21 protein-coding genes are annotated in these 17,659 nt (G+C 45.7%); 1 reads left to right on the forward strand and 20 read right to left on the reverse strand.

Annotated features, from left to right (window positions below):
• Positions 1-25: 25 nt before the first annotated feature.
• Both OIU26_RS01610 and mtrB read right to left on the reverse strand, forming a co-directional pair.
• Entirely contained in the window at positions 26-577 is a 552-nt protein-coding gene (locus OIU26_RS01610; protein ID WP_264215778.1) for a hypothetical protein, read from the reverse strand.
• A 98-nt stretch (positions 578-675) separates the two neighbouring features.
• Positions 676-906: a trp RNA-binding attenuation protein MtrB gene (gene mtrB, locus OIU26_RS01615; RefSeq protein ID WP_013371682.1), complete on the reverse strand. Its 231-nt coding sequence runs from the start codon at positions 904-906 to the stop codon at positions 676-678.
• 69 nt (positions 907-975) lie between these two features.
• On the opposite strand from mtrB, the gene OIU26_RS01620 reads away from it, so the two are divergent.
• Positions 976-1,236, forward strand: coding sequence for a hypothetical protein (locus OIU26_RS01620; RefSeq protein WP_040103479.1), 261 nt, complete (start codon positions 976-978; stop codon positions 1,234-1,236).
• Between the two features lie 71 nt (positions 1,237-1,307).
• On the opposite strand, the gene OIU26_RS01625 is transcribed toward OIU26_RS01620, so the two are convergent.
• From OIU26_RS01625 to OIU26_RS01710, 18 genes are all read right to left on the reverse strand, one after another.
• The gene (locus OIU26_RS01625) at positions 1,308-1,580 is read right to left on the reverse strand and encodes an HU family DNA-binding protein (RefSeq protein ID WP_014599981.1); all 273 of its coding nucleotides are present in this window, start codon (positions 1,578-1,580) and stop codon (positions 1,308-1,310) included.
• Between the two features lie 248 nt (positions 1,581-1,828).
• Positions 1,829-2,815 carry an ABC transporter permease gene (locus OIU26_RS01630; RefSeq protein WP_264215779.1) on the reverse strand — a complete coding sequence of 329 codons (987 nt, stop codon included), beginning with the start codon at positions 2,813-2,815 and terminating at the stop codon, positions 1,829-1,831.
• Positions 2,812-4,329: a sugar ABC transporter ATP-binding protein gene (locus OIU26_RS01635; protein WP_264215780.1), complete on the reverse strand. Its 1,518-nt coding sequence runs from the start codon at positions 4,327-4,329 to the stop codon at positions 2,812-2,814. The genes OIU26_RS01630 and OIU26_RS01635 overlap by 4 nt, the downstream gene beginning before the upstream one ends.
• 71 nt (positions 4,330-4,400) lie before the next feature.
• Complete coding sequence (locus OIU26_RS01640) at positions 4,401-5,516, reverse strand: sugar ABC transporter substrate-binding protein (protein WP_264215781.1); 1,116 nt, start codon at positions 5,514-5,516, stop codon at positions 4,401-4,403.
• Between the two features lie 212 nt (positions 5,517-5,728).
• Entirely contained in the window at positions 5,729-7,207 is a 1,479-nt protein-coding gene (gene spoIVA / locus OIU26_RS01645) for a stage IV sporulation protein A (protein ID WP_013371689.1), read from the reverse strand.
• 38 nt (positions 7,208-7,245) lie between these two features.
• Complete coding sequence (locus OIU26_RS01650) at positions 7,246-7,383, reverse strand: hypothetical protein (protein WP_013371690.1); 138 nt, start codon at positions 7,381-7,383, stop codon at positions 7,246-7,248.
• A 247-nt stretch (positions 7,384-7,630) separates the two neighbouring features.
• A complete protein-coding gene (locus OIU26_RS01655; protein ID WP_264215782.1) occupies positions 7,631-7,981 on the reverse strand; it encodes a 2Fe-2S iron-sulfur cluster-binding protein in 351 nt (116 codons plus the stop codon).
• 42 nt (positions 7,982-8,023) lie between these two features.
• Positions 8,024-8,674, reverse strand: a complete 651-nt coding sequence (locus OIU26_RS01660) for a hypothetical protein (protein WP_264215783.1) — start codon at positions 8,672-8,674, stop codon at positions 8,024-8,026.
• A 178-nt stretch (positions 8,675-8,852) separates the two neighbouring features.
• On the reverse strand, positions 8,853-9,128 hold the full coding sequence (locus OIU26_RS01665) for a stage VI sporulation protein F (RefSeq protein WP_013371695.1): 276 nt from the start codon (positions 9,126-9,128) through the stop codon (positions 8,853-8,855).
• Positions 9,129-9,294: 166 nt separating this feature from the next.
• Positions 9,295-10,335 carry an NAD(P)H-dependent glycerol-3-phosphate dehydrogenase gene (locus OIU26_RS01670; protein WP_013371696.1) on the reverse strand — a complete coding sequence of 347 codons (1,041 nt, stop codon included), beginning with the start codon at positions 10,333-10,335 and terminating at the stop codon, positions 9,295-9,297.
• On the reverse strand, positions 10,328-10,936 hold the full coding sequence (gene plsY / locus OIU26_RS01675) for a glycerol-3-phosphate 1-O-acyltransferase PlsY (protein ID WP_013371697.1): 609 nt from the start codon (positions 10,934-10,936) through the stop codon (positions 10,328-10,330). The genes OIU26_RS01670 and plsY overlap by 8 nt, the downstream gene beginning before the upstream one ends.
• Before the next feature lie 11 nt (positions 10,937-10,947).
• Entirely contained in the window at positions 10,948-12,270 is a 1,323-nt protein-coding gene (gene der, locus OIU26_RS01680; protein ID WP_264215784.1) for a ribosome biogenesis GTPase Der, read from the reverse strand.
• A gap of 147 nt (positions 12,271-12,417) precedes the next feature.
• A complete protein-coding gene (gene rpsA, locus OIU26_RS01685) occupies positions 12,418-13,644 on the reverse strand; it encodes a 30S ribosomal protein S1 (RefSeq protein ID WP_013371699.1) in 1,227 nt (408 codons plus the stop codon).
• A 118-nt stretch (positions 13,645-13,762) separates the two neighbouring features.
• On the reverse strand, positions 13,763-14,356 hold the full coding sequence (locus OIU26_RS01690; RefSeq protein WP_064962972.1) for a lysophospholipid acyltransferase family protein: 594 nt from the start codon (positions 14,354-14,356) through the stop codon (positions 13,763-13,765).
• The gene (gene cmk / locus OIU26_RS01695; RefSeq protein WP_040103475.1) at positions 14,353-15,060 is read right to left on the reverse strand and encodes a (d)CMP kinase; all 708 of its coding nucleotides are present in this window, start codon (positions 15,058-15,060) and stop codon (positions 14,353-14,355) included. Before cmk ends, OIU26_RS01690 begins: the two co-directional genes overlap by 4 nt.
• 129 nt (positions 15,061-15,189) lie before the next feature.
• Positions 15,190-15,849: a flagellar brake protein gene (locus OIU26_RS01700; protein WP_216974818.1), complete on the reverse strand. Its 660-nt coding sequence runs from the start codon at positions 15,847-15,849 to the stop codon at positions 15,190-15,192.
• A gap of 165 nt (positions 15,850-16,014) precedes the next feature.
• On the reverse strand, positions 16,015-17,400 hold the full coding sequence (ypeB, locus tag OIU26_RS01705; RefSeq protein ID WP_264215785.1) for a germination protein YpeB: 1,386 nt from the start codon (positions 17,398-17,400) through the stop codon (positions 16,015-16,017).
• A 58-nt stretch (positions 17,401-17,458) separates the two neighbouring features.
• Positions 17,459-17,659, reverse strand: coding sequence for a hypothetical protein (locus tag OIU26_RS01710; protein WP_013371704.1), 201 nt, complete (start codon positions 17,657-17,659; stop codon positions 17,459-17,461).

Below are 17,659 nucleotides of genomic sequence, written 5' to 3' on the forward strand. Positions count from 1 at the left end.
CTGTAGGTCCAGCGGTAGAAAACATCTAGTTTGTATATACACCGCTAAACCTGTTTTGCCACATGGGCGTTACTGTAATGCGGAAACGAGATTTCAAATCTTCTGGCAGTTCAGCGCCTTCCCGATTTCTAAGTTGTTCCAGTGCCTCGTTCGTCCACTCGTTCCGGCGTATATCGGATGCTAGCAGCAAATGGCGTTCTCCTGACCATTCGTCCTCTGTCACCACCCGCAACAGCAATTGCCGTACATTCGACGTTCCGTAGAAGCTAAAGGCGGCAAGCTCCGCCATGTTTTGATAAATCTCCAGTGGCGTAGTTTCTTCCTTGGACAGCTTAACATCCAGGGTCAGGACTGAATGTTCCCAGCTTACACTTGCAATCGGTGTGGTTAATGGAAGCTTATTCAGTGTATCTACCAGATTGTCATCCGTCAGCAGTACTCGTTGCTGGGGCGAAATTGTCGCCTGTGTTTCACGAACTGCTGCGGTACCCGAGTCCAGCATCTGTAAGGACGGCAGCAATATTGCTGCTGCGGTGGTTATGAGAATGGAACCACCGAGTACAGTCCAAGGTTTCATCAGAGCCTCCCCTGACCCCTACCCCATAATGTGGGTTTGCTACGGTAAAGGTCCTCACTCTCATTGTACAACAAAAAAAAGCAGGCTATGCCTGCATTTTACTCCTCTGTATCTACAACCCCGTGCTTGGTCATCACAACGGCCTTGCCGCGGATTTTGATGGCAGAAGTATGATCCGTAAATTGGACGATCATTACCTCACCCTTGTCCAATTTTTCTGAATGATGCAGGCGTGTATCCTGACCTCTGGTCAGACCAAAAACCTGACATCCGTTGCTTTTTGCTTTAATTACGACGTACTCACTGCTGCCCGTCACGTTATCTTCCATGTTCTTTTCCTCCCTGAGAGCCGAAACTATATTTTTATGATGGAGATTTAAGATTGTTTTGTCAACTACATGCTTTCCACGCTGCCTGCAACAAATAGTGCTTCCTGTGCCATACTATCTGTGCAATCCCATCTATTAACGAAAGGAACGGATCTGATGGAAAACTATCGTCCCGCCAATCTCAGTCCTGCACAGATTGAGCAGCTTCAACGGATGGAACATGAATTTGCCGAGCTGACAGGTGAACCCCTGGTGCTGATCGCTTATGCCTCCCGAAACGGCAGGACAACTTCCTCTTCTTCAGTCCATGGCACCACTACCACAAAGTAAATAGGACAAAAAGAAAGGGCCGTGAATCAAATTCACGGTCCTTTCAGCGCATTGGGAATATGTAAGAAATCTTATTTAATTCCGTCTTTGAGCGCTTTACCCGGTTTGAATGCCGGAATTTTGCTCGCAGGGATTTCGATTTCTTCTCCTGTTTGCGGGTTACGTCCTTTACGTGCGGAACGTTCACGAACCTCAAAGTTCCCGAAACCTACCAGTTGTACCTTGTCTCCGTTTTGCAGTGCACCAGCGATCGCCTCAAATACTGCATCGATTGCTTTGGTTACGTCCTTTTTGGACAATTCAGTGCTCTCAGAAACCTGATTGATCAAATCCGTTTTATTCAACATATTCACCTCCCAATTCAAGTGTAGTCCAGCATTAAGGTTATCGGTGTTCTCCACCGATAATGAAGTCGCCTGTATAAAATAACCCGGGCGGCATACTGCCTTCCATAATGTTATCATCTGTTTCCGTTTCGTCGTTAAATATACATATAATATACCTAACCACCGCCATATAGGCCGAAACTGGCGTTTTATGGCACCCTTCTTGCGTGGAACAAGGTTTATAGTAATACAGTCGACAGACAATTTCAAGTACGACGACGGTTCAGCACGTAAAAAGTAACAGCCAGCGCAAGCACCAGCACTACTCCTTTGACAATGTCATGGGCAAAATATTGCACATTCATCATGGTCAGTCCATTAACTAATACGCCGATCAACACCGCACCAATAAATGTACCAATAACATTGGGTTTACCCGCTCCAAACACTGAAAAGCCGACGAATACTGCAGCTACCGCCTCCATGAGCAAGGGAGAGCCAGCGTCAATTTGACCCGATCCTACACGCGAAGCATACAAAATACCGGCAATTGCCGCAAATACGCCTGAAGCAATATAGGCCAGTGTACGGACTTTTTTTACCCGTATACCCGACAGACGAGCAGCCTCCTCATTTCCGCCAGTTACATACATTTGACGCCCGTGCTTCGTATAGGTCAAGAAAACATGCACCGCTGCCACAGCTAGCAACAGTAAAATAACCGAAATCGGGATACCCAACCATTTACCTTGACCTAGTAAAAGAAATGCTGGAGATATCTCGCCTGGGGCCTTGCTGCCATCCGGAAACTGCATATGATTGTAGATGGTATAGCCCTGTGCGTACGTTTGATGAACCCCGCTTACAATATACATAATGGCTAGAGTTGCGAGCAAATCGGGGATACGCAGTTTAATAATCAAAAGTGAATTTAATAGTCCAACCAAAGCTCCAACAACCAGAGCCACAATAATGACCACTGCAACAGGCTGTTCATACCAGACCATCAACGAAGCTGAGACGACTGTCGTCAAAGATACCGTTGCACCAACCGACAGGTCAAAACCGTCCACGATAAGTGACAATGTCACACCAATGGCTACAAAAGTTACAATCGCAATTGAGCCAAGAATATCCATTAAATTATCATACGTCCAAAAATAAGGTAAGGTGGCTGAGAAAAACGCCAACACACCTATAATGACCACTACAGCACCGTAACGAAACGAGACATTTAACCATTTTTCCTTCATGAATGCACCTCTTCACCACCGCTGGCGTACAACAGAAGCTGTTCCTGTTCGACTTCGCCTCGCGCAAATTCCCTTATTATTTTCCCGTCATACATGACTGCTATCCGATCACCAATGCCAATACCTTCTGCAAATTCACAGGTTAGATAAATGATTGCTTTTCCTTGTGCTGCCAATTCTCCAATGATACGGAAAATATCGCTTTTTGCCCCTATATCCACACCCTTGGTTGGTTCGTCAAAAACAAAGATATCCGCTCCAGAATGAAGCCATTTTCCTATCGCAACCTTTTGTTGATTCCCACCGCTCAAATACTTAACATGCTGGCGCAGTGAAGGCGTCTTAATACCAAGAGAGGCGACAACCCCATTACCGTTATTACGTTCTCTATGCCGACTAATGAAACCAAGAACACTCAGCTTGCCCAAGAGCGGAAGGCTAAGGTTTCGTTCCACGCTTTCTTCAATCAAGACCCCCTGCTTACGCCGCTCCTCGGGTATGGACACAATTCCTTGAGCTACTGCGTCCGCTGGCTCATGCAAACGAATGCAGCGCCCCTTGAAGGTCAGTTCCCCCACATCTGGCTTGTCTGCCCCTGTAAGAAGTCGTGACAGCTCCGTCTTGCCCGCACCGACCAAACCCACAATAGACAGAATTTCGCCGCGTCTGACCTGCAAATCAACACCGTGAACCCGCAATCCCTTCCGGAGCCCTCTTGCTTCCAATACCGTTTCACCAATAGGCGCCTCTGTTTTCGGAAATTCCTCATCAAATGTTGTCCCAAGCATATACGTGACAATGCCGCCTACATTTAAATCAGAAGCAGGTCCCGAGAACACGCGCTCACCATCACGCATTACCGTAACACGGTCACTGTGCTCGATGACCTCCGGCAATCGGTGGGTGATAAGAATACATGCTACTCCCTCATCCTTGAGGGTATGAATCGTGCGGAACAAACGCCTCGTTTCTTCCTCGCTCAGCGGTGCCGTTGGCTCATCAAAAATGATAGTATTCGCCTGCTGTGTCAGAATCCGTGCGATGAGTACAAGCTGCTTTTCTGCTAACGTCAATTCAGACACGTATCGTCGTACATCTATATCAACCTCCAGACGCGCTAATGCCTCACGTGCTCGTCTGCGCATGGACGCTGGTGCAACCCACCACCGACCATCAAGTGCAGACAAATCGTCCATTACAATGTTTTCAGCGACGGTTAACTGAGGCACAAGTGCCGAATCGACTTCTTGATACACACAGTGAATTCCGGCTCTTTTGGCTTCCCACGGTGAACTAATAATCAGTTCCTTGCCATCCACAACGATCGCTCCCTGATCGAAACGATACGCACCGGACAAGATTTTCATTAATGTGCTTTTCCCTGCCCCGTTGGCACCGAGCAGAGCGTGAATTTCGCCACCCTGAACCGTAAAATTCACGGCTCGCAGCGCATCTACACCAGCAAACCGTTTGCTGATGTTCTTCATCTCCAATGTATATACTTGTGAACTCATGGTGCCCCCTCACTCCCGCTTATGATAAAAGCGCGCCGAAGCGCGCCTTTGCATTTGCGTTATGAATCAATTTATTTGGACGTTTCATATTCCTTCATCCAATCCTTGTAACCCTGCTCACTCTTGCCCCATCCTTTCACATATTGAGACAACTCGGATGTGGAAATTTGCTTATCTGGCAAGTCTTCGCGCTGCACATATACTGCCTTCAGTACAACTTTCTCCTCAGGGTTATCCCCATGCAACTTTTGGTATGCATAGCGCACTTGTACACGTCCAATATCTGTTGGATCGACGGCTGCTGAAGCCACCCACGGGTTTTTCGGGTCCTGAATCATTTGCAAATCTTCATCACTCATATCAATCCCGTAAACTTTAATTTCCGTACGCCCAGCTTGTTGTATCGCCCGAGCTGCACCTTTGGCAAATTCATCCCAAGCCGCCCAAACTGCCGTAATTTCGCCCTTAGGATATTGCTTTAGCACAGCTTCCATTTTGGCTTGCGTATCCAAAGCAGGATTCTGAGCCGAACCAAAAGTTGCAATCTCTTTAATATCTGGATTGGATTTCAAAAATGCATCATAAGCAACCTGACGGCGCTCCATTGGCGCAAACCCTGCAACCCATACCTTTACAATGTTTCCTTTGCCACCGATGTCCTTTTTCATTTGCTCCAGCGTCAGTTCCGCCATGCTTTGATCATCCTGTGAAAGCACTACCGCGCCCGGAACATTGACCGCAGCATCGAACACGATAACCGGAATATTGCGGGAAATTGCTTTTTTAAGTCCTGGCTCCAGCAATGCGTCACCGTGATCAGTCAAAATAACATCAAACTGCTGATTAATTGCACTATCTAGCAAAGAAGCCATTTTTGCCTTATCGTTATTTGCAACAAACTTGGTCAGCGTACCGCCAAATTTCTTAACCTCACCTTCCACACCTTGAACATACTGCTGCGAAAACGTACCTGTGTTAAACTCCATGATCAAGGCAACCCGTTTACCCTTTAGATTCGAACTATCTGTTTTTCCGTCTCCTGTATTCGTTCCTGCAGGGCCTGTCCCTTGAGCGCCGCTCTCTGTTTTCGGCGCGCCACATGCTGTGACCAGCAGAATCAGCACCAGTAGCATGATGGCTCCGAGCCCTAGCTTCTTGTTTTTTTGGAGCCCTTTTTGGATATACATGATTTGTTTCCCCCTCGTTCCATCCACTAATATGTTTCAAATTTGATACTTAATATATCGCGTTAAACCAAGTATGTAAATAGGTTTTATTAAATATAGAAAAATTCGCAATCTCTCGTGGCAAAAAACTACAAATCCCATAAAAAAATACCGCAAAGAGCAGTCAGCCCTCTACGGTATTTCCCCTACACATTTTTGGTAATGGATTAGCCTTAAAGAATTATAGCAATAAGACCACCAGAACCTTCATTGATAATGCGACCCAGCGTTTCCTGCAGCTTATAGCGTGCATTGTCTGGCATCATGGCAATCTTGCCTTGAATACCTTCACGCACAATGGAATGTAGCGAACGTCCGAAAATGTCTGATTCCCAAATTTTGATTGGATCATTCTCAAAATCCTGCATCAGGTAACGCACGAGTTCCTCACTCTGCTTCTCTGTTCCGATAATCGGAGCAAATTCCGACTCCACATCGACACGGATCATGTGAATGGAAGGGGCTGTCGCTTTAAGCCTCACACCAAATCTTGTTCCCTGTCGAATCAACTGCGGTTCGTCCAGTGCCATCTCAGCCAGTGATGGAGCAGCAATACCATATCCTGTTGTCTTAACCATTTCCAGAGCCTCGGCAAAGCGGTCATATTCACGTTTAGCGTGGGCAAAATCCTGCATCATTTGCAACAAATGATCCTTGCCGCGAATCTCTACCCCGACGACTTCAACCAAAATCTGGTCATACAGCTCATCAGGCGCATACAAATCGATTTCCGCGACGCCCTGCCCCATATTCATTCCGCTTAATCCGGCCCTGTCGATGAACTCATACTCCATAAACTGGCCGACGACTCGATCTACATCACGCAGGCGCCGAATATCTTTAACCGTATCACGAACGGAATTTTCATAGTTGCTACGCAGCCAGTGATTTTCGTTCAATACCATAACCCAGCTCGGCAGGTTCACATTCACCTCATGCACCGGGAATTCATACAATACTTCACGAAGTACACCCGTAACATCATCTTCCGTCATGGTCGCCGCGCTGAGTGTCATGACTGGAATATCGTACTTGGCAGCCAGTTCACTGCGGAGTTGAAGTGTTTCATCACTGCGTGGATGCGTGGAGTTGATAACCAGAACAAATGGCTTGCCAACTTCCTTCAACTCTTCAATGACGCGTTCTTCCGACTCTACATAAGAGCTACGCGGGATTTCAGCAATGGTGCCGTCTGTAGTGACGACCACACCGAGTGTCGAATGTTCTTGAATAACCTTACGTGTACCAATTTCTGCCGCTTCCTGAAAAGGAATGGGTTCTTCAAACCATGGTGTAGAGATCATTCTTGGACCATTTTCATCCTCGTAGCCTTTTGCACCTTCTACTGCGTATCCTACACAGTCAACCAGACGTACATTCACGTCCAGTCCTTCCGTTACTTTGATCTGGACGGCATTATTCGGTACGAATTTAGGTTCCGTCGTCATGATCGTCTTCCCTGCCGCACTTTGCGGCAACTCGTCTACGGCGCGGGCACGGTCCGCCTCACTCGTAATGTTGGGCAGTACAATCGTTTCCATAAACCGCTTGATAAACGTTGATTTTCCTGTTCGGACTGCGCCGACGACCCCAAGATAGATGTCTCCTCCGGTGCGTTCGGCAATGTCTTTAAAAATGTCCACTTTCTCCAATGAAATCCCCTCCTCAAAAGTCTCCGAAGGAAAAATGCTTAAAGAGCATCCGCTTCGTGTTCAACCAACTGCTTGATCCCAGATGCGGCAGAACAGCCTTTAAAATGCCCGGAAGTCGTCCGCCGCCGAGATTCAGGAGACTGATGGAATCGGCGAAACGGCGTAAACTCGTACATGCATTTGGACTGATACCATCATATGTATCCCCTCCGTAAAATATGTTTAGTTTTTTAAAAATAGATTACGTAACAGCGATCAATGCAGAAACGATATTTTACGTTTGGGTCCACTCACCTAATATATGCACAGCAAGATTTCTCCATGACTTTATTGCTAGACTTAAATAAAAAAAAGGATATTTCTCAGACCGTTCTAACCGTCGAGAAATATCCTTTGTTTTTTTGTTCTACGAATATATCGATATTACCACAGTTCGTCATCCAGCCCCTGACGCTCCAGTTGCCGTCTAATAGCTGCCTTGAGTCTATCCTCCGGTATGGTTACCTCCATATCACCCTGAGCACGGGCCTGACAGGATAAACGTATTCCTTCATTCAGTAAAGGCCCCAGCTTACGCTGTTCTGCATCATTAGGGCGACCAGCGAGCTCAGCCCGTTCCGGTGCTATCTCTACCTTACACATCAGACAGGCTGCTTTTCCATCACAACGTGTGGGAATATACACACCTGCTTTACGGGCAGCCTGGAGCAATGACGTACCCCGACTGACCTGTACGCACCTGCCTGACGGCTGGAACGTAATCTGCACATTCATGAACGGTCCTCCATTCACCTTTCCTCTTAATACGCACGCAACTTATATTTCATTACTCATTCGGATGAAGGAGTGAAGTTCTGGCCAAGGGAGAAGCTCTCCAAGCTTGCCCAACTGCTCCTTATTCCAAATGTTACGGACCAATAGCTGTTTTAGTATCGCTATGTGTCGTTGCGGGTCTCGCTTCATGACATTTGCAATCGCTTGATAGCGGTCGGGGCGATTTCGCAACAGATTGAATAGCAACTCGTGACTGAGAGGCATCAAACGCAATGAGGTATTTTCCAGATCAAGCTGTATCCCAGCCGACCAGAGTAGGCGCTCGACCTCTAAGCGGTATAAAGCTCCATCACATAAAACCTCAAATCCTCCCACCAATTCGACTGGAAATCCTTCCAGCTCATAGTGGCTTAGCAACGAAACGTAAGATCCGCTACGATCAACCTGCTGTTGGTCTATACTCACACCCGGCGAGTGCGCGTGTAACAGCTTTGCTGCATGAATATCCGCATAAATATCAATGTCCCGAGGCAGACGATCCAATTCAACTTCTTGCACAAGTAGTGCACAGCTCCCCCCCAGCATCCATGGAACCGACACCGCTGACCAGCTCTCAGTCAAGCTACCCAGCGCAACTGCCAGATCATGAGGAAGCCTGTCCACTAACACTGATGATATTGCCTCCTTCAACATCCTTTCCTCCTTTGCTGTCTTTCCTCCCGTTTCCTGATGGGCATCATTATAACATGTTCGACATGGCAGTTCGACATTTTGTGTACTGGAATAGCACTTTCCTGCCTCAAAATATAAAAAAAACCGCGAACCTTCCCGGTTCACGGTAAAAAAAACGAACCATCGTGCGGCCAGTGTTTTATTTTTTCATCATCATTTTCATTAACGCTTCCATATTGGAAGGATTCATTCCACTCTTTTTGACGGCTCCGACAATATCCCTGACTGTATCTTCCGATACCGGAATGTTAGCCATCGCAGACACCTGTTTTATAAGCTGACGCAACTGTGTTTCACTTTGAAGCGTGTCCGGCTTTACCGTGCCTGCCAGCTTTTTCACTGCATTTTCGGATATGTTTTTGCCGCCTTTTTTGTTAATGGCCTTCAATGCATCTTTCGGAAAGTTTTTACTCACAATCTCCCCTCCTCCGCCATTGCTCAACTCAGTCTATGAGTGACGGAGACAAAAGGTGATTAAGCATACAAAAGACATGCCAAACGCCTAACTAAAAAAGGCTATCTCATCGTAGAAAAATCTACTCATGAGACAACCTTTATACTTTAGAAGCTCCTCTGTACTCTTATGAATGCCATTGCTCCCAAGTTTGAAGCGGCATGACTTCCATCTCGGTTTTCGGATCGCGACCCATTAATGCCTCAACAGCTTTGCGGACGTCACGTCCTTCAAACAACACTCCATACAGCACCTCTGTAATAGGCATTTGAACACCTAATTTTTGTGAGATAGCGTATGCTGCTTTTGTCGTACGAATTCCCTCTACGACCATACCCATAGATTCCAGTACGGCATCAAGCTGTTGGCCCTGTCCCAATAATGACCCTGCACGCCAGTTGCGGCTGTGACGACTCGTTGCCGTCACAACTAAATCACCTATACCCGCAAGTCCGGCAAAGGTTAATGGATTAGCCCCCATCTCAACACCGGCACGGGTAATCTCAGCCAATCCACGGGTCAACAAAGCCGCTTTAGCATTATCACCGAAGCCAAGTCCATCCGACATTCCCGCACCCAGTGCGATAATGTTTTTTAAAGCACCGGACAGTTCGACACCAAGCAAATCCCGGTTTGTATAGACACGGAAATAGGAGTTCATGAACAGCCCCTGAGCAGCCTGTGCTGCCTTCTCATTGGAAGAGGCTACAACAACCGTTGTAGGACATTTCTTCACCACTTCCTCCGCATGACTCGGGCCTGATAGCACGGCAATATCATCCTCCGCGATTTCCAGCTCTTCTGAGATCACTGTGGACATTCGCTTGAGTGTCTCTGTTTCAAAGCCCTTAATGGCATGTACTACCAGCATATCCTTGGTGAAATGAGCCTTCAAACTACGTGCAACCTGTCGAGCGGCAGACGAAGGAGATACGATGATCACCGCTTTCGCTCCAGATACCGCAGTCTGCATATCCGTTGTAGCTGAAATGCGATCAGACAAAATAGAGCCTGGTAAATAATGCTCGTTCGTATGCTTCTCATTGATCTCAGCAGCTTGCTGTTCGCTTCTCGTCCAGACAGAGACATCGTTGTTATTGGTCGCAAGTACGGAAGCTAGGGCTGTTCCCCAACTACCTGCTACCAGCACAGCTATTTTCTCAGACAAGACGATCTCCTCCTTTGGAGCCAAGCTTATTCTCATTTCCCCGTGCCAACTTGACTATATTAGTACGGTGTCTCCACACAGCGAACAGGCAAATGATTAGAGCCGTCCAAAATAACGGCCAAGCATAACCAAGTACGAGTAATATCCAAGGGGTCAAAATAACAAAAATTAGCGATCCCAGGGATACATAACGCGTTATTACGATGGCAAGTATCGCAATGATTCCGGCATATAATGCCGGCAGCAAGGCAAGCGATGCCAATACACCAATGGCAGTCGCAATCCCTTTGCCTCCGCGAAAGTGAAAATATACCGGCCAGTTGTGGCCCGCAATCGCCGCAATGCCACACAAACCCGGTAACCAGGATGATTCTCCACCCAACCAGTGCCCTATCAGCACCGCAATAACCCCTTTAAGTACGTCCAGCAGCAGTACCAGAATAGCTGGGCCTTTTCCAAGCACGCGCAGCGTATTCGTCGCACCGGCATTGCCGCTTCCATGCTGGCGAATGTCGATTCCTTTTAATTTTCCATACAGCAAACTAAAGCTGACAGAGCCAAGCAAGTAACTGAGTACGATGGCAACGATCTGTAAAATCAACCTATTCGCTCCTAACTTTCGTCAGACTTGCGCCGGGTAAATATACGAATTGGAGTTCCTTCAAAATTAAAGGCGGCGCGAATTTTGTTCTCCAGATAACGCTCGTAAGAGAAGTGCATTATCTCTGGATCATTTACGAATACAACCATCGTAGGCGGTTTAACAGCAACCTGAGTCACATAGTTAATACGCAAACGACGGCCCTTGTCTGTTGGTGGTGGATTGATGGCAACCGCGTCGGAAATGACATCATTCAGCAGATGTGTCTGAATACGCATGACATGCTGCTGTGCCACATGCTGTACAACTGGAAGCAACTTTTGCAGACGTTGCTTTGTCTTTGCAGATAAGAACACAATCGGAGCATAGGTCATGAACAGAAAGTGGTCACGGATTTTCGTCTCAAACTGGTGCATCGTTTTATCGTCTTTATCTACGACATCCCATTTATTAACGACAAACAACGAGGCTTTACCCGCTTCATAAGCATAGCCTGCAATGTGTTTATCCTGCTCAATGATGCCTTCCTCGCCGTTAATAACGACCAGTACAACATCTGCACGCTCAATGGCACGCATCGCACGCATTACACTATATTTTTCTGTCGTTTCGTATACTTTACCACGTTTGCGCATACCTGCCGTATCAATCAGTACATACTTTTGTCCGTCTTTTTCAAAAGGCGTGTCAATTGCATCACGTGTTGTACCTGCAATGTCACTGACGATAACCCGTTCTTCTCCTAGAATGGCATTAACGAGTGAAGATTTACCTACATTCGGACGTCCGATCAAAGCGACACGTATAACGTCTTCGTCATAATGATCTTCTTCTAGCTCAGGTAAATTGGACGTAATTGCATCCAACAAATCACCGACCCCTGTGCCATGACTACCAGAAACAGCAATTGGATCACCAAATCCATAAGAATAAAACTCATAGATCAGATCGGCGCGACTGAGGTTGTCCACCTTGTTTACTGCTACGATGATCGGTTTACCCGAACGATATAGCATTTGAGCTACCTCTTCATCCGCTTGCGTTATTCCTGCTTTTGCATCGCTCATGAACACAATAACATCTGCTTCTTCTATTGCAAGTTCGGCCTGCATACGGATGGACTTCAAGATAACATCCTCACCATCAATCTCAATGCCGCCGGTGTCAATAATACTGAAGGATTTACCATTCCACTCCGATATACCGTAAATACGGTCACGAGTGATTCCCGGTTTATCTTCCACGATGGACAAACGATCCCCGATAATCCGATTAAAAATCGTGGACTTCCCCACATTCGGACGACCAACGATAGCCACAACGGGTCTTGCCATAAATTCACTCCTCCTGTCAATTCTTCCGCTATCATCATAGCAAAAAACATACCTATTGGCGATATAGTGACGTAACAACAATCGGCGAACCCTCTGGGTCCGCCGATGGTGTACGTTATGCTTATAATAAAATGTATTGATTTAAACTCATTTAAATTTGTTCAGCTTATCGCCAAAACGCTCGCCAAGCGTAATGCTCAGTCCGGAATTGTTGAGGGAAACGTTAGGATTATTCAGTTCCTCACGAGGCGCGCGAGATGCACGTGGTGCTCTTTCTGCTTTTGGAGCGGCTTCAGGAGCTTCCTCAGTTTCTTTAATGCTCAGGCTAACACGTTTTTCAGAAGGATTCATTTCAAGAATTTTAACTTTAACTTCTTGTCCTTCTTCAAGAACTTCTTGTGGAGTTCCAATGTGTTTGTGGGAAATTTGAGAAATATGAACCAAACCTTCCACACCAGGAGCAATCTCAACGAATGCACCGAAGTTAACCAAACGTTTAACAACACCAGTTACGATGTCATTGTTATTGAATTGTCCAGCAGCCGATTCCCAAGGACCAGGCTGTGCAGCTTTCATGCTCAGGCTGATTTTTCCTTTTTCAGGATCTACTTTCAAGACTTTCACTTTCACTTGATCTCCTTCGGAAACAGCGTCAGAAGGCTTATCAACATGAGTCCAAGCAATTTCAGATACGTGAACCAGACCGTCCACTCCGCCAACATCTACGAAAGCACCAAACTGAGTAAGACGTTGAACCGTACCAACGATTTCTTGTCCTTCTTTCAGCTCAGCCATTACTTTAAGCTTGTTAGCTTCGAATTCTGCTTCCAGAACGTCTTTTTGGGAAAGGATCACTTTGTTGTTTTCACGATCCAGTTCTTTTACAACAACACGCAATGTGCGGCCTTTGTAATCACTGAAATCTTCAACAAAATGGCGTTCTACCATGGATGCAGGGATGAATCCGCGCAGACCCACGTCTACTACGATGCCGCCTTTAACAACATCATTCACAACAACTTCAAATACTTCTTTGCTTTCGAACAGTTGCTCCAACTTTTCCCAAGCATTTTCACTGTCGATTGCACGTTTGGACAGAACAAGTTTTTCCTTGCCGTCGTCGATGCTGATAATTCTAGCTTCAACCTCTTGGCCTACTTGTACTGCTTCTTCTGCATTATCCAGACCAGAAGACAATTCGCGAATTGGAATAACTCCATCGTATTTATATCCAATGCTTACTACCGCTTGGTTATCTTCCAATTTCACAATTGTACCCTTAACGGTGTCACCTTTTTTCAGGGAAACGATTTGATCGAGCTCGTCTTGATTTGCCGCTTCAGCAGCTTCTTGATTTTTAATTTCTTCCGACATGTCAATACCCTCCTCAATTCAAAAAAACCATTTATTTAAACCTGCGCATAGCAGAGTTCAAAACAAAATACATTTTTGCTCTAGTTTTCCAAGCTTAGACACAATTCATGCAAGCCTTTCAATCATTCGTAGGCTCACCAGTTTCCTTCATTGTGCGAATACGTGACATAATTGCTTCTGTTGCCAGTTCAAGAGGATCTCCTTCGACATCGGCACCCTTTTGGTAAGCGTCCAAATTAACAGGTTTACCGTATATCACTTTCGTTTTACGGAAAAGCTTGTAATCACCAATAATGGCGACCGGAACGGCAGCCGCTCCACTACGCAGTGCAAAACTGGCAGCACCCTTTTTACCAATTCCCCCAGCTCCTCTGGAGCCTTCGGGAAAAATCCCCATAACCTTACCGTCACGCAAAATGTTCAATGCCAGCTTAATGGATTCCTTACTCACACCACCACGTTTGACTGGAAAAGCTCCCAGTTTGTCGATCAGTGGTCCCAGCACAGGAACATTAAACAGCTCTGCTTTGGCCATAAAGTGAACCTTTCGCTTCAGCAAAATGCCAACTGTAGGTGGGTCAAGATTACTAATATGATTAGAACACAACAGCACTCCACCCTCAGCAGGAACATTTTCCCTGCCTACCGCCTCAAGCCTAAACAGAACGCGGTAAATGAGACGCAAAATACTGGCGCATACAGTATATATCATTGGCTGATCTCTCCATCCTTCTCCGTTAAGCAATAAGATACGATCGTATCAACGACATCCTGAATGCCCATATGGGTCGTATCAAGCACGATGGCGTCCTCACTGCAACGAAGCGGGGATACCTCCCTCTCCTCATCAAACTTATCACGTGCCGCAATGTCACGTTCAAGCTGTTCCAGAGTGATATCATCAGTTTCGCTCAGTTCTTTAAAACGACGTGAGGCACGTTCCTGAACACTTGCGGTCATGAACACTTTAACTTCCGCATCGGGAAGCACAGTTGTTCCAATATCGCGTCCGTCCATAACGACACCCTTACGCGCAGCCATTTCACGCTGGTTTTCGGTCAAGCGTGTACGTAAACCAGCAATACTTGAATACTGTGACACATTGCTAGTCACTTCCATCGAACGAATCACAGTGGTTACATCTTCCCCGTTACAATAAACCTTTTGGCCTGTGGGGTCCGGTACTAATTCAATCACCAGCTCAGGTACATGTTGAAGCACTTTTTGTACATTTTCTGCAGGAATTTCTTTGCACATCATGTACCACGTTGCTGCTCGATACATGGCTCCGGTATCTACATATACATAGGAAAGTGCTTTCGCCACCAGGCGGGCCACTGTACTTTTCCCTGCGCCAGCAGGTCCATCAATGGCTACATTTATTTTGTTAATTGAAGATGCATGTTGCCTTGCCAACAGGGAATTCCTCCTAACCTAACCTCAAGAAAAAAGCAGGCATTGCCTGCGACGTGAAAATTATACCACACATTTATAGGCGATGCAAAATAAGCGACAGGTTTACTAAAAAAGAAAAGCTTCGCATGATTACGATTTCCCCCGGAACTCCAACTGTCTTTCAAAACAATATTTAATCAGTTTTTGGCGCTCCTGATCAGCGATTTTCTCATATTTCAACATAATGAGTTTGCGGCCATTTTCCATCTGCTGAATGCGTACAATTTCAGATTGGAACGGAACATGCTCTTGAGTGCCGTTTTTATATGGAACCAAAACCCAGCAAGACAATGATTCTCCTTCTTCAAGATGATGTGAGCCCTGAGTCTGAAAAGATACGCCTCCACCTCCCACATCATGCGTCTCTGCTACAAATCTAGATTCGTTTGCACCATGCTTAACCGCAATTTCCAAGTTGGCCTTTACCCTAAGAAAGTTTCGACGCTGAATTTTGCTGATGCTGTCCGGAGCAGGCTTGTGAATGCGAACCATCCGGAGGACGTCATCTTTAAAGCCCGTAACGTGGGTATTAAAATAGTTTTTAATTCCACCCTCACTCATAAAAAATATAGACAGCTCTTCCCCAAGAAACAGCTTTTTCAAGTGTCCGCTTGTTTGTGACATGGGAATTTCAATTAGAAAGTTCTGTGAGTCCTCTTCCGCAATACGCGACTTATATTCAAAAGATTCCTCCTTCTGATCGGTACCGGCAACTTGTATGTATAACACATCATTAATTTTCGGAAACAAACGATTCACCATCCTTGTCCATTCATAACTACAATTAAGGTATATAATACCACGACTTTGTGCCTATATTAAGCATTATATTTGCTAGAACCATGACTAAAGCACAAAAAACCTCCTTAATTAAGGAGGCTTAGAGTGACTATAGATTCATTTCAGTGTAATCAACTAGGCATTACTTGCCGTAACTTGTGCTTCATCTGAATCTTTTACCTGTTCAATCGTTTCTTCCATTCCCGTGTTCGCGTTAATGTAAATTCGATAAATGGAACCGTTAATTTTACCGCCAAATTCATAGCACAGAACTTCATTCGACAGTTCATTTTCAATTAGTGCTTTGCGGTGGTAGGTTTCACGAAACTCAGGATTCAACTTCGCTCGTGCTTCATTCAAATTCAGTTTTGCCTGAGGAATACGACGGAGGTGACTGTGCTCATATACATAATCGCTGCATTGAAAACCAATCACTTGTCCGTTATCTAAGCCTGATCTGACTGTGATTTTTTCTGGATAGATAATCACATCCCCTTGTTGGCTCGCAAATGTAATGTTAGCTAAATTCCCGCTTTCATCATATGCTACGGGCTTCATTCCTTTGTAGCCCTTTTGTTCAAGATACTCACTTGCATAGCGAACCGCTTCATTACGAGTTGCTTTTTTAGGACCTACTGATCTCATGTCATGATAAGAAATGAGCTTGCCACCCTTTTTCGTAAAATCCATCGTGGCCACAGGCTGCTGCTTATTTAACAACGTAGCCGTAAAAGACGCCCACTCTGTTCCTTTACCATTTTCGTTCACACGAATCTGACTTTCTGGTTTTCCTGTAAATTCAGCGGCATTCCGCTTAATTTGTCCAGCATCCACCGCCGGGAGACTCAACTTTTTCACTGAGCGCTTATCATAGATGCTCGCAACAGACGGTCCCCAATCCAGTTCTTTGTAGTTCTCTACTTTTTTGTCCACGGTTTTGAAGCCATCAATAATGGTGTTGTCTTTCGGTCCAGTTTGAGAACCTGCCGCCATATCGACATCCATCCAGCGCAAGTTTTTGCTAATGACCTTTTGCTGCACCTCATGCATGTTTTTCGAAATTTCCTTGGAATTGTTATACAACGTTTTCAGATTCGAAATTTCTTTCTCGTTTAAAGGCTCGTGATCCAGATCACGAACAGCGGTCTGATACGAAAATGCAGATAGATGGGACAGCAAATCTTTAGCATGATTAAAAGGCATTACATTGAGAGGCAACTGATTAACCTCGTTTTGGGCTTCACTTGCAATCCTCCACACGTTCATCAAGCATTTGCGGTGCATTGCATGTGAAGTAGTATGGACAGCAACCGCGTTACCGAGTTGGGAATGCAGCTGATCCATATGAAACGACAAATCGTGAAATGCACGCTGGTATTGATTTTCCGCTTTAATCGACATTCTATTTGCCTGAGAAGACACCTCTCTTCTCATCTGGCTTTGCTGATAACCCCACACAAATGCTCCTATCATAATCAGGGTAACCACCGGGAACAATACGGCACTAAGTCGCTTATACATATTGGGAGTCTCCTTTCTTCAAATACACTACCGATAGTGTGACAAGAAGAAAGCTCTCTTATGCATGGTTTTCCATGACTTCAACAATAAACTCACAGTTATCGCAAATACAGCGTTTAAAGCCGGTCTGAATCTGCCCTTGCTCCATTCGCCCTCTCAGCACAAAGCGTTCTCCGCATCTTTTACAATGAATTCTTACTTTTATACGCAAAAAAGACACCTCTTCCTCTAACAGGTTTGTCAGATCAGTGTGTCCCAT

The organism is Paenibacillus sp. BT-177 (assembly GCF_025846815.2).
GTDB lineage: Bacteria > Bacillota > Bacilli > Paenibacillales > Paenibacillaceae > Paenibacillus > Paenibacillus polymyxa_C.

Bases quoted from the DNA above. Each gene is read 5' to 3' on its own strand.
- OIU26_RS01610 (WP_264215778.1), bottom strand. From the start codon at position 577: ATGAAACCTTGGACTGTACTCGGTGGTTCCATTCTCATAACCACCGCA.
- mtrB (WP_013371682.1), bottom strand. From the start codon at position 906: ATGGAAGATAACGTGACGGGCAGCAGTGAGTACGTCGTAATTAAAGCA.
- OIU26_RS01620 (WP_040103479.1), top strand. From the start codon at position 976: ATGCTTTCCACGCTGCCTGCAACAAATAGTGCTTCCTGTGCCATACTA.
- OIU26_RS01630 (WP_264215779.1), bottom strand. From the start codon at position 2,815: ATGAAGGAAAAATGGTTAAATGTCTCGTTTCGTTACGGTGCTGTAGTG.
- OIU26_RS01635 (WP_264215780.1), bottom strand. From the start codon at position 4,329: ATGAGTTCACAAGTATATACATTGGAGATGAAGAACATCAGCAAACGG.
- OIU26_RS01640 (WP_264215781.1), bottom strand. From the start codon at position 5,516: ATGTATATCCAAAAAGGGCTCCAAAAAAACAAGAAGCTAGGGCTCGGA.
- OIU26_RS01650 (WP_013371690.1), bottom strand. From the start codon at position 7,383: ATGTACGAGTTTACGCCGTTTCGCCGATTCCATCAGTCTCCTGAATCT.
- OIU26_RS01655 (WP_264215782.1), bottom strand. From the start codon at position 7,981: ATGAATGTGCAGATTACGTTCCAGCCGTCAGGCAGGTGCGTACAGGTC.
- OIU26_RS01660 (WP_264215783.1), bottom strand. From the start codon at position 8,674: ATGTTGAAGGAGGCAATATCATCAGTGTTAGTGGACAGGCTTCCTCAT.
- der (WP_264215784.1), bottom strand. From the start codon at position 12,270: ATGGCAAGACCCGTTGTGGCTATCGTTGGTCGTCCGAATGTGGGGAAG.
- rpsA (WP_013371699.1), bottom strand. From the start codon at position 13,644: ATGTCGGAAGAAATTAAAAATCAAGAAGCTGCTGAAGCGGCAAATCAA.
- OIU26_RS01690 (WP_064962972.1), bottom strand. From the start codon at position 14,356: ATGATATATACTGTATGCGCCAGTATTTTGCGTCTCATTTACCGCGTT.
- ypeB (WP_264215785.1), bottom strand. From the start codon at position 17,400: ATGTATAAGCGACTTAGTGCCGTATTGTTCCCGGTGGTTACCCTGATT.
- OIU26_RS01710 (WP_013371704.1), bottom strand. From the start codon at position 17,659: ATGGGACACACTGATCTGACAAACCTGTTAGAGGAAGAGGTGTCTTTT.